General features: G+C 48.3%; 23 protein-coding genes, 2 rRNA genes and 1 riboswitch. Of the genes, 2 read left to right on the forward strand and 23 right to left on the reverse strand.

The annotated features are described in order from the left end of the window. Positions 1-271: 271 nt before the first annotated feature. The 14 genes from purN to BUA17_RS28580 all read right to left on the reverse strand — a co-directional run bounded on the left by purN (position 272) and on the right by BUA17_RS28580 (position 15,865). Positions 272-889 (reverse strand): phosphoribosylglycinamide formyltransferase, encoded by a 618-nt coding sequence (gene purN, locus BUA17_RS28515; RefSeq protein WP_072735726.1) that lies wholly within the window; start codon positions 887-889, stop codon positions 272-274. Then, positions 889-1,929, reverse strand: coding sequence for a phosphoribosylformylglycinamidine cyclo-ligase (purM, locus tag BUA17_RS28520; protein ID WP_063568060.1), 1,041 nt, complete (start codon positions 1,927-1,929; stop codon positions 889-891). Before purM ends, purN begins: the two co-directional genes overlap by 1 nt. 702 nt (positions 1,930-2,631) lie before the next feature. Beyond that, positions 2,632-4,110: an amidophosphoribosyltransferase gene (gene purF, locus BUA17_RS28530; RefSeq protein WP_072735728.1), complete on the reverse strand. Its 1,479-nt coding sequence runs from the start codon at positions 4,108-4,110 to the stop codon at positions 2,632-2,634. After that, positions 4,095-6,338 (reverse strand): phosphoribosylformylglycinamidine synthase subunit PurL, encoded by a 2,244-nt coding sequence (gene purL / locus BUA17_RS28535; RefSeq protein WP_072735729.1) that lies wholly within the window; start codon positions 6,336-6,338, stop codon positions 4,095-4,097. The genes purF and purL overlap by 16 nt, the downstream gene beginning before the upstream one ends. Beyond that, positions 6,316-7,005: a phosphoribosylformylglycinamidine synthase subunit PurQ gene (gene purQ, locus BUA17_RS28540; protein ID WP_072735730.1), complete on the reverse strand. Its 690-nt coding sequence runs from the start codon at positions 7,003-7,005 to the stop codon at positions 6,316-6,318. The genes purL and purQ overlap by 23 nt, the downstream gene beginning before the upstream one ends. 4 nt (positions 7,006-7,009) lie before the next feature. Then, positions 7,010-7,255 (reverse strand): phosphoribosylformylglycinamidine synthase subunit PurS, encoded by a 246-nt coding sequence (gene purS / locus BUA17_RS28545; RefSeq protein ID WP_024633544.1) that lies wholly within the window; start codon positions 7,253-7,255, stop codon positions 7,010-7,012. Between the two features lie 603 nt (positions 7,256-7,858). Beyond that, positions 7,859-8,734: a phosphoribosylaminoimidazolesuccinocarboxamide synthase gene (locus BUA17_RS28550; protein WP_063568204.1), complete on the reverse strand. Its 876-nt coding sequence runs from the start codon at positions 8,732-8,734 to the stop codon at positions 7,859-7,861. Positions 8,735-8,987: 253 nt separating this feature from the next. Beyond that, positions 8,988-10,286 (reverse strand): adenylosuccinate lyase, encoded by a 1,299-nt coding sequence (purB, locus tag BUA17_RS28555; RefSeq protein ID WP_063568205.1) that lies wholly within the window; start codon positions 10,284-10,286, stop codon positions 8,988-8,990. Beyond that, the gene (gene purK / locus BUA17_RS28560) at positions 10,283-11,485 is read right to left on the reverse strand and encodes a 5-(carboxyamino)imidazole ribonucleotide synthase (protein ID WP_072735731.1); all 1,203 of its coding nucleotides are present in this window, start codon (positions 11,483-11,485) and stop codon (positions 10,283-10,285) included. The genes purB and purK overlap by 4 nt, the downstream gene beginning before the upstream one ends. After that, positions 11,482-11,967 carry a 5-(carboxyamino)imidazole ribonucleotide mutase gene (gene purE / locus BUA17_RS28565; RefSeq protein WP_072735748.1) on the reverse strand — a complete coding sequence of 162 codons (486 nt, stop codon included), beginning with the start codon at positions 11,965-11,967 and terminating at the stop codon, positions 11,482-11,484. Before purE ends, purK begins: the two co-directional genes overlap by 4 nt. A 186-nt stretch (positions 11,968-12,153) precedes the next feature. Next, a riboswitch (purine riboswitch) is annotated at positions 12,154-12,255 on the reverse strand. Between the two features lie 270 nt (positions 12,256-12,525). Further along, a complete protein-coding gene (locus tag BUA17_RS28570; protein WP_024633549.1) occupies positions 12,526-12,960 on the reverse strand; it encodes a universal stress protein in 435 nt (144 codons plus the stop codon). A 186-nt stretch (positions 12,961-13,146) separates the two neighbouring features. Further along, positions 13,147-13,410, reverse strand: a complete 264-nt coding sequence (locus BUA17_RS28575) for a DUF1294 domain-containing protein (protein ID WP_063568208.1) — start codon at positions 13,408-13,410, stop codon at positions 13,147-13,149. Positions 13,411-13,539: 129 nt separating this feature from the next. Further along, positions 13,540-13,677: a hypothetical protein gene (locus BUA17_RS31400; RefSeq protein WP_162842470.1), complete on the reverse strand. Its 138-nt coding sequence runs from the start codon at positions 13,675-13,677 to the stop codon at positions 13,540-13,542. 58 nt (positions 13,678-13,735) lie between these two features. Continuing rightward, the gene (locus BUA17_RS28580) at positions 13,736-15,865 is read right to left on the reverse strand and encodes a DNA topoisomerase III (RefSeq protein WP_063568209.1); all 2,130 of its coding nucleotides are present in this window, start codon (positions 15,863-15,865) and stop codon (positions 13,736-13,738) included. Between the two features lie 383 nt (positions 15,866-16,248). On the opposite strand from BUA17_RS28580, the gene BUA17_RS28585 reads away from it, so the two are divergent. Continuing rightward, complete coding sequence (locus BUA17_RS28585) at positions 16,249-18,183, forward strand: amidase family protein (RefSeq protein WP_072735732.1); 1,935 nt, start codon at positions 16,249-16,251, stop codon at positions 18,181-18,183. Positions 18,184-18,382: 199 nt separating this feature from the next. Here BUA17_RS28585 and BUA17_RS28590 read toward each other — a convergent pair whose 3' ends face one another. The 7 genes from BUA17_RS28590 to BUA17_RS28620 all read right to left on the reverse strand — a co-directional run bounded on the left by BUA17_RS28590 (position 18,383) and on the right by BUA17_RS28620 (position 25,296). Continuing rightward, positions 18,383-19,465: an ABC transporter substrate-binding protein gene (locus BUA17_RS28590; RefSeq protein WP_072735733.1), complete on the reverse strand. Its 1,083-nt coding sequence runs from the start codon at positions 19,463-19,465 to the stop codon at positions 18,383-18,385. Between the two features lie 30 nt (positions 19,466-19,495). Next, positions 19,496-19,828: a 4Fe-4S dicluster domain-containing protein gene (locus BUA17_RS28595; RefSeq protein WP_063568212.1), complete on the reverse strand. Its 333-nt coding sequence runs from the start codon at positions 19,826-19,828 to the stop codon at positions 19,496-19,498. Beyond that, positions 19,825-21,432 (reverse strand): FAD-dependent oxidoreductase, encoded by a 1,608-nt coding sequence (locus BUA17_RS28600; RefSeq protein ID WP_072735734.1) that lies wholly within the window; start codon positions 21,430-21,432, stop codon positions 19,825-19,827. Before BUA17_RS28600 ends, BUA17_RS28595 begins: the two co-directional genes overlap by 4 nt. Before the next feature lie 23 nt (positions 21,433-21,455). Further along, positions 21,456-22,355 (reverse strand): ABC transporter permease, encoded by a 900-nt coding sequence (locus tag BUA17_RS28605; protein WP_072735735.1) that lies wholly within the window; start codon positions 22,353-22,355, stop codon positions 21,456-21,458. A 53-nt stretch (positions 22,356-22,408) separates the two neighbouring features. Continuing rightward, the gene (locus tag BUA17_RS28610; protein WP_063568215.1) at positions 22,409-23,215 is read right to left on the reverse strand and encodes an ABC transporter permease; all 807 of its coding nucleotides are present in this window, start codon (positions 23,213-23,215) and stop codon (positions 22,409-22,411) included. Between the two features lie 95 nt (positions 23,216-23,310). Further along, positions 23,311-24,087: an ABC transporter ATP-binding protein gene (locus BUA17_RS28615; protein ID WP_063568216.1), complete on the reverse strand. Its 777-nt coding sequence runs from the start codon at positions 24,085-24,087 to the stop codon at positions 23,311-23,313. 207 nt (positions 24,088-24,294) lie between these two features. Continuing rightward, entirely contained in the window at positions 24,295-25,296 is a 1,002-nt protein-coding gene (locus BUA17_RS28620) for a ketoacyl-ACP synthase III (protein ID WP_072735736.1), read from the reverse strand. Positions 25,297-25,596: 300 nt separating this feature from the next. Here BUA17_RS28620 and BUA17_RS28625 point away from each other — a divergent pair, with 300 nt between their 5' ends. Continuing rightward, the gene (locus BUA17_RS28625; protein ID WP_072735737.1) at positions 25,597-26,151 is read left to right on the forward strand and encodes an NADPH-dependent FMN reductase; all 555 of its coding nucleotides are present in this window, start codon (positions 25,597-25,599) and stop codon (positions 26,149-26,151) included. A 176-nt stretch (positions 26,152-26,327) separates the two neighbouring features. On the opposite strand, the gene rrf is transcribed toward BUA17_RS28625, so the two are convergent. Further along, positions 26,328-26,444, reverse strand: a 5S ribosomal RNA gene (gene rrf / locus BUA17_RS28630). A gap of 79 nt (positions 26,445-26,523) precedes the next feature. Beyond that, positions 26,524-26,622 (reverse strand): 23S ribosomal RNA (locus BUA17_RS28635); the annotation flags it as partial.

Raw genomic sequence — 26,622 nt, forward strand, 5'->3', positions numbered from 1 at the left:
CCCGAGAAATATCACAAAATGCGTACCAATTTTCGACTTCTGTTATACAAGTTGAACCAAGATGTTTACACGGGACACTCCGATGACAGAACAACCCTCCAATCGCTGTTATCCCCAGATTTTTTGATTCCCTTTTCTTAAAGGGAAAATCCGGTGATAAAGCGTATGCTTCCGATGCAGCTTTCTTTCAGAAAGCTTTTAGGCGAACGCTTCGCTTCTTCAGGTTTTTTCTATCCTCTCCGTTAATGTGTAAAAAAATTTTCAACTTATATCAAACCGGTTTGTTAACAGTGACGTGACGTCCGTCTAACTGAACCAGTCCCTGAGCAAACCAGGAAACAACCTCGGGGTATAACTGCTGTTCGGCCGCATGAATAGAACGGCTGATTGACTCAGGCGTATCCTCTGGCAAAATAGGAACAGGATGCTGGGCAATAATCGGCCCTGTATCCATTCCCCCATCCACAAAGTGGACGGTGACCCCGGTGATTTTAACGCCATATTCCAGTGCCTGCCCTATGGCATCTTTGCCTGCAAACGCTGGCAACAAGGACGGATGAATGTTAATCAGTCGTCCTGCATAACGATCCACAACTACTGAAGTCAACAATCTCATGTATCCGGCAAGAACAACCAGGTCAATGTCTTTGGATTCAAGCACTTCCACGATCTCAGCCTCGTAGGCTTCGCGGGAATCATAATTTTTAGGAGTAAACAGATGGCATTCCACGCCTGCCTCCTGCGCCCGCTGCACCACACGTGCAGCCGGTTTGTCACTTACCAGCAGATCTATGGATGCCCCCAGCCCTCCGTTCCGTGCTGCATCCACCAATGCTTGAAAGTTCGACCCTTCACCAGAGGCAAATACAGCAATACGGTAGTTCGCCATTAAACATCCGCTCCCGTGAAGGTTACTCGCGCATCTCCTTCGGTCACACGTCCAATGATGTACGCTTCTTCACCGGATGCTTTCAGTTGTTCCAATGCTTCAACTGCGTCAGCTTCATTCACGACCAGCACAAGTCCGATCCCCATATTAAACGTGGTGAACATGTCGCGGTTCGAAACGGAGCCCTTTTCTTGCAACAGATTGAAGATTGGCAGAATCGGCCAAGAACCATAATCAATATCTACATTCACGCTGCTTGGCAGCATACGCGGGATGTTCTCGATGAAGCCACCACCCGTAATGTGGGCCATGCCTTTTACTTTTACCTTTTCAAGCAGGGACAGGAGTGGTTTTACATAGATTTTCGTTGGTTCCAGCAGTGCATCACCCAGCTTGCCGCCCAATTCAGCGACTTCATCCTGCAAGCCCAATCCGGCTTGTTCCAACAATAGTTTGCGTACCAAGGAGAATCCGTTACTATGCACTCCGCTGGATGCAAGTCCGATCACTGTGTCGCCAGGAGAGATCGTTGTACCGTTAATGATTTTCGCTTTGTCCACGATACCTACGGTAAATCCGGCAATATCGTATTCACCCTCACTGTACATGCCCGGCATTTCAGCCGTTTCGCCACCGATCAGAGCACAGCCCGACTGATGACAGCCTTCTGCGATTCCCGCAACAATGGCTTCGATTTTCTCCGGTATGACTTTGTCACAAGCCAGATAGTCGAGGAAGAACAGCGGCTCTGCACCCTGTACCACAATGTCGTTCACACACATGGCTACCGCGTCGATTCCGATGGTATCATGACGGTCCATGGCAAATGCGATTTTCAGCTTAGTTCCTACACCGTCTGTACCGGATACAAGCACCGGCTCATCATATTTATCTTTGTTCAAACCGAACAGGGCGCCAAAGCCTCCCAGATCTGTCATCACTTCCGGACGGAAGGTACGCTTCACGTGTTTTTTCATCCGTTCAACCGCTTCGTTGCCTGCCGCGATATCGACGCCGGCGTTTTTGTATGCTTCGGACAAGTGGAATCAGCTCCTTATTTTTCGCCCCTCCTAAATCCTCCCGCCCGGGAGGACCCCATAGGACCTTGGCAGGCCCTCTGGACACCCGCCAAACAAGCGGTGCAGGGGTGGCTGGTATGATCTTGCTATGGTTGGTTCGTTCGTGTGCTCGCGTGGTTGTTCGCCGATTCCGCTGGCCGAAGGCCATCGGTCGGCGAACCCCGCTCGGCTGCGCTGCGGGGCAAGCCCGCGGGGGCAGCTGCTTCGCTTGGCTGCCCGGCCCCTATTGCTCCGCAAGGCGGGGCTAAGGGCTCGGGCTATGCCCGGGGGCAGCTGCTTCGCATTGCTGCCTTGGCCCCTGTTGCTCCGCAAGGCGGGGCTAAGGGCCGGGCTATGCCCGAGGGCAGCTGCTTCGCTCGGCTGCCTTGGCCCCTGTTGCTCCGCAAGGCGGGGCTAAGGGCTCGGGCTATGCCCGGGGGTAGCTGCTTCGCACTGCTGCCTTGGCCCCTGTTGCTTCGCAAGGCGGGGCTAAGGGCCGGGCTGCGCTCGGGGGCAGCTGCTTCGCTTGGCTGCCCTGGCCCCTATTGCTCCGCAAGGCGGGGCTAAGGGCTCGGGCTATGCCCGGGGGTAGCTGCTTCGCACTGCTGCCTTGGCCCCTGTTGCTCCGCAAGGCGGGGCTTAAGGGCGCGGGCTACGAGTTACGTTTGTCTCGCAGGATAACAGCTAGCAGCTGCAGCCAAATTTCTCTTCGCCGCCGAAGTCGAGGCGGGTTGGGTAATCGTTATCAAAGCATGCGAGGCAAAGCCCGCCTTTGTAGTCATCCTGATTATCTCCCTGAATCGATGTAATCAGCCCATCGGGGCTGAGGAACGACAGGGAGTCCGCGTTAATTTCACGGCAAATTTCTTCCACCGACAGCTGGGAGGCAATCAATTCGCGACTGTCAGGCGTATCAATGCCGTAGAAGCACGGGTTTTTGAACGGTGGTGATGTAATGCGTACATGCACCTCTGTTGCTCCGGCATCACGCAGCATGTTCACGATCCGGCGGGAAGTGGTTCCCCGTACGATGGAGTCGTCAATCATGACCACGCGTTTGCCTTCTACCACACGACGCACGGCGCTCAATTTCATCTTCACGCCTTGTTCCCGCAGTTCCTGGCTTGGCTGGATAAACGTACGTCCGGTGTATTTGTTTTTGATCATACCCATCTCATAAGGAATACCCGTCTGCTCGGCATAGCCGATTGCCGCGGAAATACTGGAGTCTGGTACACCTGTTACCAGATCTGCATCGACAAATGACTCAATCGCCATCCGACTGCCCATCCGTTTACGCGCAGCGTGCTGGTTTGCACCATTCATGTCACTGTCCGGACGGGCAAAGTAGATATACTCCATCGCACACAGTGCCTTGCGGTGTTTGTGATGATCGAAGCGGTCCTCGTGAAGACCATCCGCATCCAGCACCAACAGTTCACCCGGTTCAATGTCACGAATCAACTCTGCACCAATCGTCTCCAATGCACATGTTTCGGATGCAAACAGATACGCATCTCCCAATTTACCCATTGTGAGCGGACGCAGACCATGGGGATCAGAAGCAACCAGCAACTTGTCGTTGGTCATGATCAGAAATGCATAACCACCCACAATCCGTTGGAACGCATCCTTCGCGGCTTCTACCAATCCTTTGGAAGATCTCGCGATTAGATGTGCAATAACTTCGGTATCACTGGTCGTTTGAAAAATGGACCCGCCTTGCTCCAATTCACGCCGAATCGTTGGCGCATTTACGATATTTCCGTTAGTTGCTACAGCCAGATCACCATCGCGGTATTTAAATACCAATGGCTGTGCGTTCGTCAGCTTACTGTCACCACTGGTTGAATAACGAACGTGTCCGATGGAGATATCCCCGGTCAACGTCTGCATCAGGTCTTTGGTGAAAACTTCCTTCACCAGACCCATACCACGGTGGTAGTGAAACTCGTTACCGTCACTTACACACATCCCTGCACTTTCTTCACCCCGGTGTTGAAGGGCATGCAGGCCATAATAGGATAGTGATGCGGCGTCAGGGTGTCTGAACACCCCGAATACTCCGCATTCTTCCTTTAATTTGTCGAGTCCTTCCTTGCCGGACCCTTCGTTATAATAATCACCTGTCCACAATGGTCCTGTCGTCAGTTCATGAGACATGGAATCGCATCCTCCCAGACCTGAGCTAAACCTCCTACAGGTTCGTTCACGGCTGATGTTCCGTTCAATTCAATTGTCAGGTTACTTCCTTCTACACGTCCAATAACAGCTACAGGCACACCACGTTCACGTACAAAAGCTTCCAGCTTACCAGCTTGCTCCGGCGAAGCCGACAGCAGAATACGAGATTGACTCTCACTGAACAGCGTATGATCTGCACGCAATGCCGTCTCAACATTAACCTGTGCACCCACGTTACCGCTGATACAAGACTCTGCGAGTGCAACAGCCAAGCCGCCTTCAGACAAGTCATGTGCAGAGCGAACGAGACCGGATTGAATAGCTTCCAGCACGGTTCCCAGCAATGCTTTTTCCGTTTGCAAGTTCAGTTCTGGTGGACGGCCTTCCGTTTTGCCATGAACCGCATATTGCAGCTCACTACCACCCAGTTCAGCTTTCGTTTCACCGAGGAGGATGATAACATCACCTTCGGATTTGAATGCTTGTGTCGTGATATGATCCGTATCATGAACGAGACCTACCATACCGACAACTGGTGTTGGATAGATGGAGCCTTTGGCGTTTTCGTTATACAGACTTACGTTACCACCAATAACTGGTGTATCCAGCACGCGGCAAGCTTCCGCCATACCGTCTACTGCTTTTTCCATTTGCCAGAAAATATCCGGCTTCTCTGGGTTACCGAAGTTCAGGTTGTCCGTGATCGCCAGCGGCTCTGCACCGGAACATACAATGTTACGCGCTGCTTCACTTACGGCAATCCGTCCACCTACTTCAGGATCAAGATAAACATAACGTCCATTACAGTCCGTTGTCATCGCGAGACCTTTGCGTGTACCACGAATCGTAACTACGGCTGCATCCGAACCAGGACGAACGGCAGTGCTTGTACGCACCATGTAGTCATATTGATCATAAACCCATTTTTTACTCGCTACTGTTGGTGAAGCCAACACTTGTTTCAAAGCTCCGCCGAGATCCGACACTTCGTCGTAACGAAGCGTGTCGATGGAAGCACTTTGCTCGTAGTAGGCAGGTACAGAAGAAGGTTTGTCATACACAGGGCACTCGTCAACCAGTGCTGTTACCGGCATGTCTCCAACCACTTCGCCGTGGTGAATCAATTTCAGACGACCATCATCCGTTACTTTACCGACTTTGGCACAGATTACGCCCCAACGTTCAAAGATTTCCAACGCCTGCGCCTCATCCTTCGGCTCAACGACGAACAACATCCGTTCTTGGGACTCGGACAACATCATCTCGTAAGGTGTCATGCCTTCTTCACGCTGTGGCACCTGATCCAGATACAGTTCCAGACCATTACCTGCTTTACTCGCCATCTCTGCACTCGAACATGTCAGACCAGCGGCACCCATATCTTGAATTCCCAGCACGATTCCCGTGTCGATCAATTCCAGACAGGATTCCATCACCAGTTTCTCCATAAACGGATCACCAACCTGAACCGCTGTCCGTTGGGACTCGGATTCTTCCGTCAGTTCAACCGATGCAAAGGTCGCTCCATGAATACCATCCCGGCCTGTTGGCGGCCCTACATAATACACTGGGTTCCCCACACCTTTAGCTACGCCGCGCTGGATTTTGTCATGATCAATAAGACCCACACACATAGCATTAACCAGCGGATTGCCTTCATAGCTCTCATCAAACATGACTTCACCAGCAACAGTAGGAATACCAATACAGTTTCCGTATCCAGCAATACCTGCTACCACGTGCTCGAACAGATATTTAACGCGATCACTTTCCAGCTTGCCAAAACGCAAGGAATTCAACAAAGCTACCGGTCTTGCTCCCATAGAGAAAATATCACGGATAATGCCGCCAACACCTGTTGCCGCACCTTGGTAAGGCTCAACCGCGGAAGGATGGTTATGGCTTTCAATTTTGAATACAACGGCCTGATTGTCACCGATATCTACGATCCCGGCACCTTCACCCGGACCCATCAGGACACGCGGTCCACTTGTAGGGAATCGACGCAGTAACGGCTTGGAGTTTTTGTATGCGCAGTGCTCCGACCACATAACACTGAAAACACCAATCTCCGTGTAGTTCGGCTTACGCCCCATGAACTCACAGATCAGCTCATACTCGCTGTCAGACACGCCCATTTGTGCGTAAAGTTTATGTTCTGCGACCTGTTCTGCTGTCGGTTCCTTAGCGGATAGCTGCTGCGTCATGCCGATCCCTCCATGCTTTCAAAATAGATGTAAACATACGTTTGCCGTCTTCCGAACCCAGCAGTGAGTCCACCGCGCGCTCTGGATGTGGCATCATACCAACCACGTTTCCACCCTCATTACAGATTCCCGCGATATCACCCAGGGAACCGTTCGGGTTGCTGCCATACGTAAAGACGATCTGGTTGTTTGCCTGCAAACTCGCGAGTGTTTCCTCGTCACAGTAATAGTTTCCTTCACCGTGAGCAATTGGAATAACAATCTCTTCCCCCGGTGCATAGTCACGTGTAAATGGAGTATCTACATTCGCTACTTTCAACACCGTATCGTGACAACGGAATTTCAGCGACATGTTGCGGATCAAAGCGCCAGGAAGCAATCCTGCCTCAGTAAGGATCTGAAATCCGTTGCAAATGCCGAGAATATATTTACCTTGTTCAGCAGCCTTAGCTACCTCATTCATTACGGGTGCAAAACGGGAGATCGCTCCGCAACGCAGATAGTCACCATAAGAGAAACCACCTGGAACTAGGATACAATCATAAGCCGATAGATCTGTAGCCGTGTGCCATACATAATCAACCTCTTGTCCAATCGCATCTTCTACTGCTTTGTAACAGTCGATGTCGCAGTTGGAGCCAGGAAACACAAGAACTGCAAATTTCATGGGATTAACCCTCCAATTCGTAGCGGTAATCTTCAACAACGGTGTTAGCCAGCAGCTTTTCACACATTACTGTCAATCGTTTCTCCGCTTCCGCACGGTCTGTTGTATCCAGAGTCAGTTCCATGACTTTACCAATCCGTACACTTTCCACTTCATTGAATCCCATCGAATGCAGGGCACCTTGAACAGCTACTCCTTGCGGGTCGAGAACGCTTTGCTTAATAGTGACATAGACGGTTGCTTTGATCATGATCCTTATGTTCCTCCTCAGTAATGAACGGGATAAATGCTTTACGCTGTTAAAAAAGTGACTTGGGAGCTTGCTCCGGGGCGGATTGTTCTTTCCGGTCGCTTGTTGTCCCCAGGTTTTTTTGATTGTTTTGAACCGCTGTGCGGTCAAAACCCGGGGACAAAGGCGAACGCTATCGCTCCTTTAAGAACAATTCCGCCCCTCCGCTAGTCCATGCGACGTTTTTTAAAGGCCTAAACCCTTTACGTTGCACGGTGTGTAATGGTCTAGTCTGACCATTACGTGAAAACAGTGAATGGTTTTTAAGTTACTTTAGTGATCAATGAATTTAATTCTCGTAATTTTTTCAGGCTTCCCTACCTGTGGGAAGCCTCCGCACTTAATTGCCTCATCCCCAGTTTGAAACTGGCGGAGGGAAAGATTTGAGCTGGAGAAACGAAGTGCTCGCCTTTGCAACCGGAATGTTTCCTTTTGAAAAAAGGATTCCAATCAAAACATTCCGGGGGCAACAGCGATCGAAAGCCAAACTTTCCCGTAGCGAGCTCAAACGTTAGCCTCCTCAAACTTTCCCGTAGCCTACACTCAAACGTCCCTTACTCAAACTTACTTTTCCGTTAAACGGTTATAAATATCGACGTACCTTGCGGTTGTGGCCTCCACTACCTCTTGTGGCAGCGGGTCAGGTTTGCTGTTCTTGTCCCAATCGCTGCCTAACAGATATGTGCGCACTGGCTCTTTATCCATGCTATCGATCTCGATGTCGAGTTCGTAATTCTCTTTGGCCCAGAAGCGAGAAGCGTCTGGCGTGAAGATTTCATCGATCAGAATGACTTTGCCATCGACCATGCCGAACTCGAATTTGCAGTCTGCGAGAATGATGCCTCGCTGATCGCAATAGTCGCGAGCAAATTCATAGAGACGCAGGCTCTTTTCCTGAAGCTCAATCGCCAGAGCATCTCCGACAAGTTCTTTCATTCGGTCCATCGGAATGTCTTCGTCGTGACCGACATCGTTTTTAGCTGCTGGGGTGAAGATGGGAACGTCGAGCTTGGCGTTTTTGCGAAGTCCATCCGGCAGCTTGATGCCGTTGACCTCTCCGCTTTTCTCATATTGTCTCCATCCGCCACCGGTAATGTATCCACGCACCACACATTCAATATCAATGCGCTCGGCTTTGCGGGTCACCATGATGCGGTCTTTGAGCAGTTCAGGATCAGTAATGATATCGCCCAATTGGTTTACATCCGTATGCACCACGTGGTTATCCATCATGTCGCCCGTCAGTTCAAACCAGAAGCTGCTCAGTTTATTAAGCACATTGCCCTTCTCGGGAACGGCTGGGTCCAGCACATAGTCAAATGCCGAAATCCGATCCGTAACCACGATGAGAAAATGTTCACCCAGATCGTACAACTCACGTACTTTTCCCTTATATAACAAAGGAGCTTTAACGAGATCTGCCGCAGTGGACAGCGCCATGGAGGCTCACCTTCTTTCAGGAGATGTAAAATATACGTCCAATTCCCCTTATCACGCAGGGCCACTCCGAATGCAGAACAACCTTCCGATCGCTGTTATCCCCGGATTTTTCTGATCCCCTTTCTCAAGGGGAAAATCCGGGGATAAAGGCGAGCGCTTTGCTTCTTCAGGTTTTTTCTGCCTTCTCCGTTCCAGCGTGAATACATAATTAACCTATACTTTTAGGGAGTGGAATAATTCAAACCTTAATATATTAGTCGTTCAAACCAAGCTTTTTGAAGATGGTGTCTACGTGCTTCAGGTGCCATGATGGGTTGAACGCATCTGCGATTTCCTCTTCGCTCAGCACTTCAGTGATTTCCGGTGTGGATTTTACGATATCCTGGAACTGGCGTTGTTCTTCCCATGCCTGCATGGCACGTGGTTGAACGGTATCGTATGCCTGCTCGCGGCTGAAACCTTTGTCGATCAACTTGGTCATCACTCGACCGGAGAATGGTACGCCGAAGGTGCGCTCCATATTACGTTTCATATTTTCAGGGAATACCGTCAGATTCTTCACGATGTTACCGAAACGGTTCAGCATGTAGTTCAGCAGCATCGTTGCATCCGGCAGAATGATACGCTCTACGGAAGAGTGTGAGATATCACGCTCGTGCCACAGTGTCACGTTCTCGTATGCAGATACCATATGTCCGCGAATGACGCGGGACAGACCGGAGATATTTTCACTGCCGATGGGGTTACGTTTGTGCGGCATTGCCGAAGAACCTTTTTGACCTTTCGCAAATGCTTCTTCCACTTCACGGAACTCACTCTTTTGCAGCGCACGTACTTCTGTAGCGAACTTGTCCAGAGATGTTGCGATCAATGCCAGTGTAGCCATGTATTCTGCATGACGGTCACGTTGCAGCGTTTGAGTTGAGATCGGTGCAGGCTTCGTACCCAACTTCTCGCAGACAAACTCTTCAACAAATGGATCAATGTTCGCGTATGTGCCAACTGCTCCAGAGATTTTACCGTACTGTACGTTGTCTGCCGCGTGGCGGAAACGCTCCAGATTCCGTTTCATTTCTTCATGCCAGAGTGCCATTTTCAGACCAAATGTCGTTGGCTCCGCATGCACCCCATGTGTACGTCCCATCATTGGCGTGTGCTGATAAGTCTTCGCTTTGTCACGTAAAATTTCGATAAAGTTCACGATATCACGTTCCAAGATTTCGTTTGCCTGACGCAATACATATCCGAGAGCCGTATCAACGACATCCGTGGAAGTCAGTCCGTAGTGCACCCATTTCCGCTCAGCACCCAGACTTTCAGATACCGTACGTGTGAAGGCAATAACGTCATGACGTGTTTCCTGTTCAATCTCGTAAATGCGGTCGATATCAAAAGAAGCATTCTGACGAAGCAATGCTGCTTCTTCCTTAGGAATGACGCCAAGCTCTGCCCAAGCTTCACATGCACAAATTTCAACTTCCAGCCATGACTTGAATTTGTTCTCCTCAGTCCAAATAGCTCTCATTTCGGGTCTGCTATAACGTTCGATCATAAATTTGTATTCCTCCAGAGATTAGTTTGTTCAATCCATTGTAATCCTTCTTCGACATCCTGACAGAGCAGATTGACATGCCCCATTTTCCGTCCTTTCTTCGCTTCGGATTTACCATATATATGAAGCTTAGGAATCACACCGAGTTCCAACGCTTCCGCGTCAGCCTGACCCGTTCTGGCAATAATACCTTCCAAATGTTCTCCAAGCACATTGACCATAACAACCGGGCTTAATAATGAAGTATCTCCAAGCGGCAATCCGCAAATCGCACGAATATGCTGTTCAAATTGTGATGTGGCACAGGCCTCCATCGTATAGTGGCCGGAATTATGCGGCCTAGGGGCCAGCTCATTCACATACAGTCTTCCATCTGCCGCAACAAACAACTCCACTGCCAGCAATCCAACGGCTTGGATGGATTGAGCCACTGCTGCCGCCAACTTCTGCGCCTCAATCTGTATTTCGGTCGCCACTCTTGCTGGTACGATCGAAGCATGCAAAATGTTGTTCACATGAATGTTCTCCGCAGGCGGGAACGTCTTAATTTCCCCATTCGTGCTGCGTGCAACAACGACTGAAATCTCGCAGTCAAATTTAATAAATTGCTCCAATACCAGTTCCGCACCGGTAGCTGCGAGTTCTTCATACGCAGATATCGCCTGATTTGTTTCTCGTATAACCCGCTGACCCTTGCCGTCATATCCACCAGTCACCGTCTTCAGTACACAAGGAACACCAAGTTCACTCACGGCCGCCTTCATTGTGTCCTTACTTGTAATTTCCCGATAAGGGGCTACACGTACACCAGCCGCCTCAATGGCACGTTTTTCTCGTAAACGATGCTGGGTTGTGTACAATAATGCACTTCCTTGCGGTACATAGGATTCCCGTTCTAGGAGAGAAGCAACATCTGCATCTACATTCTCGAACTCATATGTGATTACATCACACTGCCGAGCCAGTTCGAGTGCAGCCTGTTCATCGTCATAACCCGCTTTAATCTGATCGGCAATTTGTCCACAAGGAGCATCTGCTGCTGGATCAAGTGTAACGAACCGATACCCCATCGCTGTTCCGGCAAGTGTCAGCATCCGTCCAAGCTGCCCTCCTCCGAGAACACCAATGGTTGTTTTTCCTGGGAGCAAGACACGTTCTGCTTTGCCTGCTGATCCGGGTTGTATTCTTGTACTATTCATATTTCGTCACTGCTTTCGAGCACTTCTTTTTTGATTCGCTCTCTGCGGGCTTCGCTGCGACGTTGGACATCCTGGTCAAAAGCACCGATGATCTGAGCCGCAAGCAATCCGGCATTCGTTGCACCTGCTTTGCCAATCGCTACCGTTGCGACGGGAATGCCACCAGGCATCTGAACAATGGACAGCAAGGAATCGAGACCATTTAGCGCCTTGGATTGCACGGGAACTCCAATGACCGGAAGCATCGTTTTGGAAGCGACCATACCGGGCAGATGAGCTGCCCCACCCGCACCCGCAATGATAACCTTGAATCCACGGTCAATCGCTTGCTCCGCATATTCAAACATCAAATCTGGTGTGCGATGCGCAGATACGACTTTTTTTTCATACCCAATCTCCAGCTCGTCCAGCACCTCACAAGCATACTTCATCGTTTCCCAATCCGACTTACTGCCCATAATTACAGCCACCTGTACTGACATGAATACATCCAACTCCCGTCTGAGCGTTTTGGTTTCATCCTGTTGCTTCTCGTTTATTGTGAAATGAAAAAATCCGCTACCCGCGAAAACATCACATTTTCTCCGGACACCGGACTCCAAGAAATACGTATCCCGCATTTGGGCATGCCAAAGGCAGGCTTGCTGTCCGCATCTGATTTCATGCGTCTCTCAGCCGTATCTCCTCGTAGTCCGGAAATTTACGGTTCCCGGGTAGATACTTCCGGGCCCTATTCCCGGCGTTATACGAGCAAATATCTATTTCAACAAATTAATTCAATAAAATTGAAAATTCCACATCTTTCGAACCTACTCGACCTTATATATAACTGATCGACACATCTAACATTCTAACAATCCCCTACAGCTAATGTCAACTTAAAGACGAACATTTAACATATTGACAAAATTAATGTTCGGAAATAACCGATCATTCGGAGATACTGCATCCCTTTTATTCCAAAAAAGAAAGCCGACCCCTCTTCAACCTATCGAAGACAGCCGGCTTTTCTCTATTATGTGTATACACACATTCTATAATTATTTCACGATAAGTACTGGAACCTGAGCATGCTGCACTACGTTGTGACTAACGCTGCCCAAGACAAATTCCCGAATTCCACCAAGACCACGACTACCAATAATGATGATATCCGATCCGTTCTCTTTGGCATAATCGAGAAGGACCTCGGCAGCAGCTCCTTGAATCAGATCCACGTTCGCTGTAACGCCAGCAGCCTGAATCCGCTCTTTTGCTTCATCCGTCGTTTGCACCGCCAGATTATAGTAGTCATTATTCAAAGAAGGTGGCAAAGGTGCCAATCCTTCCCCGATGAATACACGTGGAAAGTCAAAGGCATGAATAACATCCAAGACTGCACCCGGAGAAACTTTGGCTAACTCAATCGCACGATCGAGTGCTTTATTTGAAGCTTTCGAACCATCATAAGCAACTAGTATTTTGGAGAATAACATGTAAATCCCGTCCCTTCCTTTATATGTAGAACATTCGAAGCCAGCTTCGGTCTGACATAAAATACAAGAACCATGTAACTCCTTAAACGTCCCCAGGTCTAAATGAACCATTTATAAGAAACATTTTACATAATCATTCTAGCCACTCACCTGGAGTACAGCAGATCCTAACCATTAAATTCTACCTTATTGCAGGAAATACCCATAAATTACCGCATTCAGGAATAACAACAACGGAATGCCGATCGTAAAACTGGGATGTTTGGTCTTGTGACGTTTACGATACATTGCAATCCATACCCCCAATGCCCCACCAATAAAGGCCAGCAGAAACAGCGTTCGTTCGGGTGTACGGTCTCGACGGCGCTGCGCACGTTTCTTGTCGTCCGACATGACCAGGTAACCTACGACATTGATAAATAAAAACCACAGTATCAATCCGGTTTGCATATAATTCTAGCGGTCCCCCCGTCCCGGGACATCTCCCTGTACCTCCATTATAGTCCTCTGAAGGAACATGATCAACGCGAGAAGGGAACCGCAAAGATATTTAGAAGCAATGAATCCCGAATACCAACCCTATGACTCCTGTTTAGGAATACCATTCAGGTTTGGTGCTCTTTTTGCTGCCTTTTCGGGACGTACAGAGATACTCTCTTCCTGAATGCTGTCTTTGTTCTGCTGATTATGAATCTTCTCTGGTTTGTTATGTGGCATCTGCGTATCACCTCCTAGGCTTACGTTGCCTGAAAAAGGAGAATCTTATACGACAGTCTTACTCTCCCTTTTTCTCCATGGCTGCCTTCAACAGTTCTCCCAAATTGGAACCGATCGACTCCTGTTTCGCATATTGTTTGACCAGCTTTTGCTGATCACGTTTGTTCACATGCTGTTTGTCTTTATCCAATGTTTCCGTTATGCCGCAAGGCAGACATTGCACGTACAAACCTGCCTTACCCTCTTTAATTTCCATCTTTTTGTGACACTGTGCACAGCGACGGTTGGATAATCGTTTCTCCGCCGAACGACGATATCCGCAATCCTCTGTTGGACACACGAGGAACTTGCCGCGTTTGCCTTTCTTCTCCAGTAAGCGGGCATTACAATCCGGGCAGTGACTATTCGATACATTATGTGGCTTGTACTCCGCTTTGCTACCTTTTACTGTAGATACAAGCTCTTTCGCCATCGAACGGATGCTCTCCAGGAAAGGCTCAGGCTTCCCTTGTCCACGGGCGATTCGTTCCAGCTCAGCTTCCCAGCGAGCTGTTAACTCCGGTGAACGCAGCTGTGGAGCAGCCAGTTCAATCAGCTGTTTTCCTTTTCCCGTTGGATGCATGCTGTTCCCTTGACGATCAATGGTGTCGGAACTTACAAGCTTCTCGATAATATCCGCTCGTGTAGCCGGAGTGCCCAGTCCATGCTTCTCCATTTGAGAAAGCAAAGCTGCCTCGGTATACCGTTTTGGCGGCATCGTCCGTCCACTTTTGATATGACAACGTTGAACCGTCACGGACTGACCTTGCTGCACGTCTGGCAAAAGCGCACGCTCATGGTCTGAGGAATCGTCAGCACGATCATCATCCTCATCGCTATAATCTCCGCCGTACACTTCCCGCCAGCCGCTTTCTTTCACCGTTGTGCCTTTCACATGAAAGGAATCGTTGCCCACCTGAACAGTGATCGCAACAGAATCGTACTTCGCAGCCGGATAGAACAAGCTGATAAAACGGCGTACGATCAGATCGTATAGCTTACGTTCCTCTGGATTCAGCTGATTGAGGAGAACCGTCTGTTCTGTTGGAATGATCGCATGGTGATCCGTTACCCTGCTGTCATCCACGATACGTTTGGTGATATTCAGATTTTTGCGCAACAACGGACGAGCCAGAGACGCATAGGGGCCAATCGCTACACTATCCAGTCGTTCTTTCAGCGTTCCCGTCATATCCGATGTCAGGTAACGGCTGTCTGTACGTGGGTAGGTTACCAGCTTGTGCTGTTCATAAAGACGTTGCAGCACATTCGATGTTTGCTTGGCGGAAAAACCATATTTTCGGTTGGCATCCCGTTGTAATTCCGTCAGGTCATAAGCCAGCGGATGCGGCTCAACCTTTTCACTTTTTTTCACTTGGGCAATCGAACCCTTACGACCATCAATTCGTTTCTTCAATTCTTGTGTCTCTTGCGGATCAAAGATGCGTGAATCCCCACCTGCAGCGCGCCATACCGCCTGAAAATCTCCCAGATCGGCCGTTAACGTCTCATACTCCTGCGAGCGGAAACCGTTGATCTCATTTTCCCTGTCCATAATCATGCCAAGTGTAGGGGTCTGTACCCGTCCAGCTGACAATTGTGCATTAAATCGAACCGTCAATGCACGAGTCACGTTAAGGCCGATCATCCAATCGGCTTCTGCCCGGCAACGTGCCGATTCATAAAGACGATCAAACTGGCTGCCTGGCTTCAGCGATGCAAATCCATCCTTGATGGCCTTGTCGGTCTGGGATGATATCCACAGCCGTTTAAACGGCTTTTTCCACTGGGCCATTTGCATAATCCAGCGAGCCAGCAATTCACCCTCACGTGCTGCATCCGTTGCAATGACCAATTCACCAACATCCTGACGTTTCATCAGCTGCTGTACCGCTTTGTATTGATGGTTGGTCTCTTTGAGTACCTTCAGCTTGGTGCGATCAGGCAGAATCGGCAGATCCTCCAGATTCCAGGTTGCATACTTTTTGTCATAGTCCTCTGGTTCAGCCAATCCAACAAGATGCCCAAGCGCCCAGGTCACGATATATTTCGGGCCTTCCATATAGCTTTTATGTTTATCACGCGCTCCCATCACTCTGGCTATTTCTCGTGCCACAGATGGTTTTTCTGCGAGTACTAATGTTTTCAATCCATATCTTCCTTTCTTTGATAAACCTATGACTCTCTTGCTTCTATCGTAATTAAAAGAGTTCTTCTACTTCTATCTTTTCATTATATCATTTCATGGTATTGGTTTGCTTTGGCTTCACAAATAACGATTTGTCCCATAAGATGCCTATCTTTCGGCTCTTATGTCATATTAGTTAACACAATATTCTTCGACATTTTTCTTCCGCGCATGGAATTAGGAGCATTTAGTAGAATATCTAGCGTGAATATAGTATGTATACGGTTTTTTGGATAAATATGAGTGTTGTAAGAATACCTTACATGTACTTAGAATGTGAAAAAAGCAACTATATCAGATTCGCCAACACACATCATTGATACACAGGAAGGGAGCGTGGATGCATGACTTATCATGGATCTGTATTGAAAAAAAGTGGGGCCTTGTTACTGGCCGGAGCGGTTGTTGCCACAACATGGGGAGGAACGGTTCCCTCAGCGTCAGCTGCAACGGCAGCGCCTTCTAGCAAAACTACGGTTGCAGCCGTAACAGCTGGTAAGGCACCTGTCACAGCAGTAGCATTTGTTCAAGCTATGGAAGAAGCGGCTACACTTGCAGGTGTTCCTTTTTCCATGGACAAACTTTCCGGCACAACAGTACAGCGTAAAGATGCTGCTTTAGCTTTGCAAACCTGGCTGAAGCTGGAGTCCACTCCAGAATCGTTCAAGGATGTTCCGGATCAGGCGAGCTTTGCCGGGGCCGTTGGTGCGCTGAACACCGCGGGGTTGATGAAAGGATATACCGACGCCCTCTTCCTTCCTAATGCAGTACTTACCCAAAATGATGTCGCTATATTGAAAGACCGCATTTATAACTACATAAAACCATTTGTTCTGGAGGAAGCAACCATTACGGATCTCCAGGCTGCCATGACGCAAGGAAAGCTGACATCCAAAGAACTCGTGCAGAAGTACTTGGATCGCATTGAAAAATATGATGATCAGGGTGTGAGCATTAACGCAGTCCTGACGTTGAACCCGGATGCCCTCAAAATCGCTGAAACGTTGGACGAAGAACGTGCAGCTCAGGGTGCCCGCGGACCTTTACATGGTATTCCGGTTTTAGTTAAAGATAACTTCGATACCAACGATATGCCTACAACCGCAGGTTGTATCTGTCTGAAAGATTCCGTACCTGCTCACGATGCTGAACAAGTGAAGAAACTCAAAGCAGCCGGGGCCATTATTTTGGGCAAAACCAATCTGCATGAATTCGCATTCGGCATTACCACGTCCAGCTCACTGGGTGGACAAACACTGAATCCTTATGCGCTGGATCACTATCCAGGCGGGTCAAGTGGTGGTACGGGTGCCGCCATTGCCTCAAACTTTGCAGCCGCAGGCATGGGTACTGACACCGGTGGATCAATCCGTATCCCTTCCAGCTTCAACAGCCTTGTCGGTATTCGTCCAACAATCGGACTGTCCAGCCGTGAAGGAATCATCCCTCTTGCATTGACCCAGGATGTCGGTGGTCCTATGGCTCGTACCGTAAGTGATGCTGCAATCATGCTGGATGCTACAGCCGGCTATGACAAAAACGATGTCGCTACAGCTTATGCTGTAAGCAAAATCCCTTCCAGCTATACTGACTTCCTGGATGTAAACGGTCTGAAAGGTGCACGGATCGGTGTGGCCACCGAACTCATCCCAAGTAACAAAGCTGAGGAAAAAGCCGTTGCTGACGTGATTAACAACGCTGTAGAAGAACTCAAAACGCTGGGAGCTACGGCAGTCCCAATCAGCATTCCAAACCTGGCGGAAATCAACAAATACCCAAGCTTGAGTGGATACGAGTTCAAATTCCAACTTAATGACTATCTGGAGTCTCTTGGTGACGAAGCCCCTTATCACAGCTTGTCCGAGATTATTGCTTCCGGACAGTTCGACAAGTCACAAGAACAGTCGATGAAGACTCGCGATGCACGGGAAACGTTGGAGACTGCCGAATATAAGGACATCGTCCTGAAACGCACCCAAATCACACGTGAGTCCTTACTGAAAGTTATGGCCGACAACAACCTGGATGCCATCATCTATCCGACGTCCACGCAAGCCGCTGGTGTTATTGGCGAAGGACAAAACTCCGGTGGTAACAACCGATTGAGTCCATTCTCTGGCTTCCCGGCAATTACCGTACCTGCTGGATTTACAACTGAAGGTCTGCCGGTAGGTATGGAATTCCTGGGCCGCGCCTTTGATGAAGGAACTTTGATCAAGCTGGCTTACAGCTATGAGCAAGGGACTCATCACCGCCAAGCACCAAAGCTCACTCCATAAATCGTTCATGGGATTAAACATTCTTTATTGCTACACACAAAAAAAGTCCATCCAAATTCATGTAGCCATGAATTTGGATGGACTTTTCACTATTTTGTCCGTTTTGTCTGCTACTGTTCAATAGATTACCTGTTCGTTGTTTTTCTGTAGTGGTCTCTGTAGTGCCATTCTAACGGCTCCCAAGCCAAAACTGTGTTGGCTATTGCTGTTGCCAGTCACTAATCGAATAATCCTTTTTGGCCAGTTTTTCTTCCACTAAAAAGTTTTTCGTGCCTTCCAGCAGCTTCAACCCGTCCTCCGAAAACGCCGTATCCTTGATTTCACTGATCGGATTTACCTGCTTCGCTAGTTCAGGTGTAGTGTCCCCAATCTCAGCAAGGAACTGATAATATTCATCTTCATGTTGCTTAAGGTCAGCTAAAGCCTTCTGCCTGGCTTCATTCCATACTCGAGGAAAATCAGGGAATTTAGCGAGGAAGTCCTCTCCTACAACTGTAACGCTGCTGCCTAGAAGATCTGGATGCTGTGAAGCATCATCCAGATGCGTATAGCCTTCGGAAATGAGCTTTAGCGCGGGTACACCCAGGTTGGTAGTTGCATCCACATCCCCTCTTGCCAATGCAGCTGTTGCATCCGGAGTTAACATATGAACCAGCTTGTAGTCGGTTACTCCTTCTTCCTGAAGCAGGCCGACCACGTAACGGTGCATGAAGGAACCTTTTTGAATTGCAATTGTTTTGCCTTGCAGCTCCTTAACTGTTTTTGGACCGTCCTTTTTACCAATCAGATAACCCACATTATTCACCATGGATTGAGTTATTAACCTGGTCTTCGCTCCGGAAGCATAAGCAATAATGGCTGGCGTATCGCCCAAGCTGCCAAAATCCAGCCGTCCGCTGATCAACGATTCCGTCTGGTCAGGCCCATTAGGGAATCCGGTCAGTTTCACTTCCGTAATACCGTATTTTTTTAGTTCCTCTTGAATAATACCTTTATATAGGCCCCACCCCTCGGCACCACCAGGCAAATTCAGCTTATTCGAGCCAATAAAACCATAATTGAGAATAGTCGGTATATCCTCTGACCTTTGACCACTTGTTGCCTTCGATTGACCTTCATCAGTTGAGCCTGTCGCGCTGTTGGTATTTCCTGAACCAACGTTATTCCCACAAGCCTGAAGAGTCAGTACTACCATAACAATGCTAACCAGAACCGACAGGCGCAGCCACATTGCAGTTGTCCCTCGGGTATTCTTCTCCTTGTATCTGTGTGCCTGTTTCATTGTTGGTTTCCCCCTTGAACATTTGCATCTTCAGAATCCGGCTCTCGCAGAGAGTTGTACCATGAAGTTATGACTTGCTACTGGCTTTCTGCCCTTGCCCCAGCCTACCTTCTCACGATATCCACCTAGAAATCCCTGCTCCTGAAGCTCCTGCTCGGTTATTCCGGTAAGTGCTTCGGAATCAGGTGCAACATACAAGGCATCCACTGGACAATACAGCTCACACATAAAACAGGTCTGACAGTCGTCCTGCCTTGCAATAACGGGTATTCCACCCTCTACTCGATCGAAGACATTGGTTGGACAGACGGCTACGCATTGGTTGCACTCTATACACTTGGTCGCACTGATGACTTCAATCACAAGGGAACACCCTCCTTCGCCACTTCCTCGGTTTTCACCCAGACCTGATCCAGTCCGCCACTGATCAGCCGATGATGCTGTGCCGTATCGGACTCTTTGTAATCCTCACGTTTGTGCATCCCTCTGGATTCCGTGCGGGCCAGTGCAGAGTTGTACATCCAACGGGCGGTTGCCGTCATGGCGGCTGCCTCCCGGGCCTTCACACCTTCCGGTGTTCGCTGAACCTGTATATTGCGTTGAATGCTCCATAACTCGTCAAGACGACCAAGCGCCGAGGACAAACCTTGCTCTGTACGGAACAAGTTCACTTCATAAGGCTTCACCTCAGCCTGCACAGCGGATACATATTCTGCTGTGCGAGCTGCCGTCCCTTGCTTCACTTGCCCTTGCACCAGAGGAGCAGAAGATAAGCCTGATGGATTACGTTTTGCAGCATTGTGCCCGAGTTCTAACACGTACCCTGCTGCACCCTCCCCGGCGAAAGACCCGGAAGACATCGCCCAGGCCGCATTATGGCTGCCACCTCCAGTAAATCCACCACAGATCAACTCCCGTGTAGCGGCATCTCCTGCTGCATAAAGACCCGGTACGCCAGTGGCACAATTTTCATCCATCACCCGAATGCCGCCAGTTCCACGAACTGTCCCCTCCAGACGCAGCGTGATCGGGAATAATTCCTTGAATGGATTAATTCCAAGCCGATCAAACGGCAGGAAAAAGTTCGTTTGCGCTACTCTCAGCAACGGCTGTAAATCTTCTGGCGCCTGATCCAGTCTGGCGTAAACCTGACGTCCAGCCATCAGATGGCGAGCGATGACAGAGCGTCCCTTTTTGGAGCCTGCACCTTCAACAATGGTGCCATCTTCATGATAAAAGCTGGCATAATTGTAATAGGCCGTCTTCGTTACGGAAGAGAACGTCGGGCAGATGGCATAAGCATTGGAAAACTCCATGCCTGAAAGAGCCGCTCCCGCCTCGGCCGCAAACAGGTAACCGTCGCCAGTAAGTACGTTGCAGCCCAACGCTTTGCTGAGAAATGCGCATCCTCCAGTCGCAATGACAACAGCCCCTGCATGAACAGTCCATGTTTTTCCACTCTGCGTTTGTACTCCGGCTGCACCTGCTACACCATATTCATCTGCAAGCAGCTCCATGGCTGGGCTATGATCCAATATTTTAACCCCTGCCCTTTTAACCAGCTTACGCATCAGTCGCATATATTCCGGCCCTTGCAGACCACGACGATGCTGCTGACCTTCTTCATTGATCGGAAAAGGGTACCCTGATACTCCCAGTCGATTCATATTGTCATATGTTCGATTCAGCACCCGATCCATCCAGCGATGCTCAGCTAGTTGACCTCCCATAAAATACCGGCTCGCCTTCGCTTCTTCCCGTAGCTTCTCATCAGGCTTCACATACCACACCCCTGTTCCAGAAGGGGCAGTGGCTCCGCTTGAGCCGCAATATCCCTTGTCAGCCAGTACCACTGAGGCTCCTTTGGCAGCTGCCGCGAGAGCTGCCCATGTACCCGCTGGTCCTCCACCAATAACCAGTACATCTGCCAAAAGGAATAATGAATCTTCTCGTACCGCTTCACTCATGTGCATTGACCTCCCTGAAATGTTCAGCCCTGGTAGCTGTCTCGCCAGAACAGAAATTTACGTTCTATCATACGAAAGAGCGAGTCTATCCCTTTGCCGACAATAGCGAAAATGAGAATACCGACAAAAATGATGGCCGTATTGGCATTCTGCTTACCCTCATTGATCAGAAATCCGATTCCAGACTGTGAGCCGATCAATTCCGCCACGACCAATCCAATCCAGGCTACGGCTAACGAGAGCCGGAGCCCCAACAAAATACCCGGTAGTGCTGCTGGAAGAATCAACCTGCGTATTCGCTGATACGGGCTGAAACCGAGTACCTGTGCTACTTCATATAGTTTTTTGTCCACCCCACGAATAGCCATAAAAGTGTTGATGTATAGAGGAAAAAAGGAACCACTCATAATAATGACCACCTTGGATACTTCTCCGAAGCCAAACCACAAAATAATCAGCGGTGCAATCGCCAGATGCGGCACAAGTCGAAGCACCTGTACGCTCGGGTCCAATATATATTCTGCTTGACGAAAGAGTCCGGTTAGGATCCCAAAACACAGTCCGAGTACCCCGCCAATCAGAAATCCCAATCCTGCACGGCCCATACTTACACCAAGATGATGGATTAGCTCTCCTGTTGCCGCAAGCTCGGTCAATGCGCTGAGGATACTCAGTGGGGTTGGAAGAAATTCAGCCGATAACCACCCTATGCTGCCAGCAATCTGCCATAATGCCAGTGTACCCAGTGGAATCAGCGACCCGATGACCACATCCGACAGCGAGGTTTTCCATGAACGCGATGGTAGCTTTAAACGAGAGATTACTTTAGTCCGTCCAGCAACGATCGGAGCTGTTCCGCTGATATCTCTGGAGTCCAGCGCGCTTTTAGATGTTTTCATTATGGCTTCCGTTCCCTCGTTCATAGTGCATCCCTCCTATCATTTCGAGCTTTGTCATTTATTCTTTAGCCTTTCAATTAACCTGAAATGCTGTCCTTCCATTGCAATAATCGCTGTTCCAGCAGTCGAACCAATGTATCGCTTAACAACCCTGCTGCAGCAAAAATGAATATTCCCACGAACACGACAGGTGTATCTGCGAACTGCCGAGCATCCGACATCATATAACCGATGCCTGAGCTGGAAGCAATCATCTCTGCCACGACCAGTGCCAGCCAAGAAAGCCCAAGTGACAATCGCACGCCAAGTATAACGTTTGGCACAGCCGCCGGAAGCACAAGGCGGGTAACTTGCTTGATCCGGCTGTAACCCAGCACCCGTGTCACCTCAAACAGCTTATTGTCCACCCCACGTATGCCCATAAAAGTTTGAATATATAAAGGAAAGAATGCAGCCTTTGCTATCAACAGCACCTTTGATTCCTCGCCTATACCAAACCAGAGAATGAATAAAGGTACAACCGCAAGGCTTGGAATCATACGAATCATTTGCAAAGTAGGGTCCAACAGTTTTTCTGATTTGCGAAACAAACCTACCAGAATACCGAAGAAGAGGCCAAGACCTCCGCCAAGAAAGAATCCCGCAAATGCTCTCATAGCGCTAATTTGCAGATTAGCCCACAAATCTCCCGAAACAACTAGAGTCACCAAAGCCACTGCGATGGTATAAGGGGTCGGGAACAGCATTTCCGAAATGATTTCGTAATGCCCCAAAGTCTGCCACAGCATAAGCACAATACCCGGCAAAATAAGACCTAATGCAAATTTTACTGCTTTGCCGTTTTTTTTATCGGTCGCTTTGAGCGTTGCCGCCTGTTCTGACATTAGATCATATCCTCCTCCACTCACTTAAACATATTTATTTTATTGAATTACTCGGATTAATAGTGGAATGAATGAATCAATCAGGTTAACTTCATTTATATCCCGGCCCCATCCTTAAGTTCAAACTCTTCCAATTTCTCAAACTCACTTAATACCTTTAACCGAACTTCTTGAAATGAATTCGACGCTTTCTTTCGAGGATAAGGGAGATCAATAGGTACGATTTTTCGAATTTGTCCCGGGCGGGGTTCCAAAATGACCACACGCTCACCCAGAAAAACTGCCTCATCAATATCATGGGTTACAAAAATCATCGTTGTCTTGTTTGTGCGCCAAATATCTAGTAGTACCGCCTGCATATGAGCCCGAGTGAATGCATCTAGCGCACCAAACGGTTCATCAAGCAGTAAAATTTGGGGACTTCGGAGCAGCGCTCGCGCAATGGCGACACGCTGGGCCATACCACCCGACAACTCACGCGGATAGGCTTGTTCAAATCCTTGCAATTTCACCAGTTCAATTAGTTCATTCACCTTCCGTCTGACTTCCGGTTTACCGAGCGGCAGATCAGAAGCGATGTTCTTCTCTACAGTGAGCCAGGGAAAGAGTCGGTGCTCCTGAAAAATAAAGCCCTTATCGATCCCTGGTCCTTTAATTTCGTTCCCATTCAGCGATACGCTACCCGTATAACCGCGATCCAGTCCCGCTACGATACGCAACAAGGTGCTTTTTCCACAGCCACTTGGCCCTATAATCGTTATGAACTCCCCTTCTTTCACATGCAAATCCACATTATACAAAGCCTGGACCGATCCTCCTGTAGTATCAAACTTTTTGTTTAGTTGAGATATAGCCAATAACGTCTCACCCATTTGAGTCCCCTCCCAGATGAAAAGTACAAAAAAGAGGTATCCTGCAAATATACCTTTGCAGGATACCTCTGTCTAAACAGTCGGTATATAAAATTATAGAAAACAAAGTAAATCAATTGGAATTTGTATGATTAAATTATCATCTTTCCTTAAGCCTGTCAATACACAACATAAAATTACCCATAAATACAACCAAAGGATTGAGCTTTATTTTACAGGACTGTCTGGTACGCTCCATCTAAGCACAAGACCTGCGTAGGTCAGGCCGCCTCCAAAACCAAACAGGGCTATTTGATGCCCATGCTTTAATTTCCCTGCGTCTACTGCAAGCTGTAAAGCGAGCGGAATGGAAGCTGCCGAGGTATTTCCCCTGTACTCAACACTTGTTAAAGTGCGTTCCAGCGGAATAGGACCGCGTTCACAAACCGCTTCAATCATTCTTAGATTCGCACTATGGGGTACAAACCAATCGATCTGCTCCGGCTTCATCTCTGCTTTGGCTATAAGCCCACTCAATTGTTCTGGAATCGTGCGTACTGCCCACTTATAGATCTCTCTGCCATTCTGGACAAGGCATCCCTCACCCTGCAGAGGTACACCATTCATCTCAGAAGAAAGACCACTCTTATAGAGATGAATACCGCCTTCTCCACTCGTACCTGAGATGGTTGCCACAAAATCGCCTTTCCCAGCAGCTCTTTCTACCAAAAAGGCTCCTGCCCCGTCCCCGAACAATACACATGTCGTACGGTCTGTATAATCGGTAATCTTGGACAACGTCTCTGCTCCAATAACCAACACTTTATGATACATACCACTGGTTACCAGACTGTCAGCCAACTGCAATCCATACGTAAATCCTGCACATGCCGCATTCAAATCAAGTACTCCCGTATATGGAATCTTGAGATTTGCCTGTACTCTAGATGCTGTGCTGGGAAATGAATATTCAGGTGTGCTGGTAGCAACCAAAATCATATCCACATCTTCTACGCTAACATTATAACGGCGCATCATATCTTCTACAGCCTTGGTGGCCAGGTCAGATACAAATTGATCATCAGCTGCTATGCGCCGTTCTCTCATCCCTGTACGCTGTACAATCCATTCATCACTCGTCTCGACGAGCTTCTCCAAATCAGCATTACTTAATATTCGATCCGGTACATACGTACCCATTGCGGTAATGGTTGACATTGATTGATTCATACAGGTAGTCACCTCGTTTGTTTTTTATCATTATAGCACTAAGTATTAGTACTTGGTACTAATTTTAAAAAATATTTATTATGATTCATTCGTCAGTTGTTTATTTTAAGCGCTCTCTTCATCCTATTACCCAGAGTCATGCAAGCTATCGCATGCATTTTTGATGAAGAATTGTGGATATCCTCTGAGTAACATGAAGAATGCCTTAATTAAATGCGTTTTCTATAGACAGTCCATTCCAACAGGAGGAAAATAAACAGATTGCCCTACATTACTAAAGAATAGAGATGATGTATACCCATGAAAAATGAATTTAATATCCTTGCGATTTCCGGAAGCCTGCGCAATCAGTCCTCCAATACGTTACTAATGCATGCCATGATTAAGCTAGCTCCTCCTAACCTTAAGTTTGGAGTATATGGTGGATTAAATGATCTACCGCATTTTAATCCTGACCTCGATGTCGAGGAAGGTCCTGAGTCCGTGCAGAATTTGAGAGCCCAACTGAAGCATTCGGATGGAGTCCTCATCTGCACGCCCGAGTATGGAAACGGAGTTCCTGGGGTCTTAAAAAACGCATTAGATTGGATTGTATCTTCAGGAGAATGGCTCAATAAACCCACCGTTGCCATCGCTGCTTCTCCCAGCCCCATGGGCGGTGACAAAGCCCATGCTTCACTATTGCTGACGTTAAACATGATTAATGCTCAAGTCTTACATGAGGCCTCTCTAACCATTCCTCATATTACATTGAAGATGAATAAACAAGGAGTCATCATTGATTCAGAGACCCATTATGCATTGGAGAACTCCCTTTTAAGCCTAGGGGATGCATGCAACCAAATGATTAAATAGAAAGAACCTGCTTAAATTAATCTGACTATAAAAGATTTAGCACATTCACATAATTTGAAATAAAAAAACAGCCCTGGATTTTCTCCGGGCTGTTACGGTTTATAGTAGATACTTATTAAATACTTCGTATAAAACAAATAAAAACCACCACCGAATAACATCGGCAGTGGTTCTTTGCTTGGCGGCGTCCTACTCTCCCAGGACCCTGCGGTCCAAGTACCATCGGCGCTAGAGGGCTTAACGGTCGTGTTCGGGATGGGTACGTGTGGAACCCCTCCGCCATCGCCACCAAACGCATAGCTTAGCTTACATTCAGAGATTATTCTCTGAAAACTAGATCCGAAACGAAATGTGCGATTTACAACTTGCATATTGGATAAGCCCTCGACCGATTAGTACTGGTCAGCTCCATGCATTGCTGCACTTCCACCCCCAGCCTATCTACCTCGTCGTCTTCAAGGGGTCTTACAT

The sequence above is a fragment of the Paenibacillus sp. ov031 genome (assembly GCF_900143165.1).
Lineage (GTDB): Bacteria > Bacillota > Bacilli > Paenibacillales > Paenibacillaceae > Paenibacillus > Paenibacillus marchantiae.

Coding starts and splice junctions, on each gene's coding strand:
- purK (WP_072735731.1), bottom strand. CDS start 11,485: ATGAATAGTACAAGAATACAACCCGGATCAGCAGGCAAAGCAGAACGT.
- BUA17_RS28570 (WP_024633549.1), bottom strand. CDS start 12,960: ATGTTATTCTCCAAAATACTAGTTGCTTATGATGGTTCGAAAGCTTCA.
- purF (WP_072735728.1), bottom strand. CDS start 4,110: ATGTCTCATGAACTGACGACAGGACCATTGTGGACAGGTGATTATTAT.
- BUA17_RS28610 (WP_063568215.1), bottom strand. CDS start 23,215: ATGTCAGAACAGGCGGCAACGCTCAAAGCGACCGATAAAAAAAACGGC.
- BUA17_RS28550 (WP_063568204.1), bottom strand. CDS start 8,734: ATGGCGCTGTCCACTGCGGCAGATCTCGTTAAAGCTCCTTTGTTATAT.
- purB (WP_063568205.1), bottom strand. CDS start 10,286: ATGATCGAACGTTATAGCAGACCCGAAATGAGAGCTATTTGGACTGAG.
- BUA17_RS28590 (WP_072735733.1), bottom strand. CDS start 19,465: ATGAAACAGGCACACAGATACAAGGAGAAGAATACCCGAGGGACAACT.
- BUA17_RS28615 (WP_063568216.1), bottom strand. CDS start 24,087: ATGGGTGAGACGTTATTGGCTATATCTCAACTAAACAAAAAGTTTGAT.
- purS (WP_024633544.1), bottom strand. CDS start 7,255: ATGATCAAAGCAACCGTCTATGTCACTATTAAGCAAAGCGTTCTCGAC.
- BUA17_RS28575 (WP_063568208.1), bottom strand. CDS start 13,410: ATGCAAACCGGATTGATACTGTGGTTTTTATTTATCAATGTCGTAGGT.
- BUA17_RS28585 (WP_072735732.1), top strand. CDS start 16,249: ATGACTTATCATGGATCTGTATTGAAAAAAAGTGGGGCCTTGTTACTG.
- purN (WP_072735726.1), bottom strand. CDS start 889: ATGGCGAACTACCGTATTGCTGTATTTGCCTCTGGTGAAGGGTCGAAC.
- purE (WP_072735748.1), bottom strand. CDS start 11,967: ATGTCAGTACAGGTGGCTGTAATTATGGGCAGTAAGTCGGATTGGGAA.
- purQ (WP_072735730.1), bottom strand. CDS start 7,005: ATGAAATTTGCAGTTCTTGTGTTTCCTGGCTCCAACTGCGACATCGAC.
- BUA17_RS31400 (WP_162842470.1), bottom strand. CDS start 13,677: ATGCCACATAACAAACCAGAGAAGATTCATAATCAGCAGAACAAAGAC.
- BUA17_RS28620 (WP_072735736.1), bottom strand. CDS start 25,296: ATGAATCAATCAATGTCAACCATTACCGCAATGGGTACGTATGTACCG.
- BUA17_RS28625 (WP_072735737.1), top strand. CDS start 25,597: ATGAAAAATGAATTTAATATCCTTGCGATTTCCGGAAGCCTGCGCAAT.
- BUA17_RS28600 (WP_072735734.1), bottom strand. CDS start 21,432: ATGAGTGAAGCGGTACGAGAAGATTCATTATTCCTTTTGGCAGATGTA.
- BUA17_RS28605 (WP_072735735.1), bottom strand. CDS start 22,355: ATGAACGAGGGAACGGAAGCCATAATGAAAACATCTAAAAGCGCGCTG.
- purL (WP_072735729.1), bottom strand. CDS start 6,338: ATGACGCAGCAGCTATCCGCTAAGGAACCGACAGCAGAACAGGTCGCA.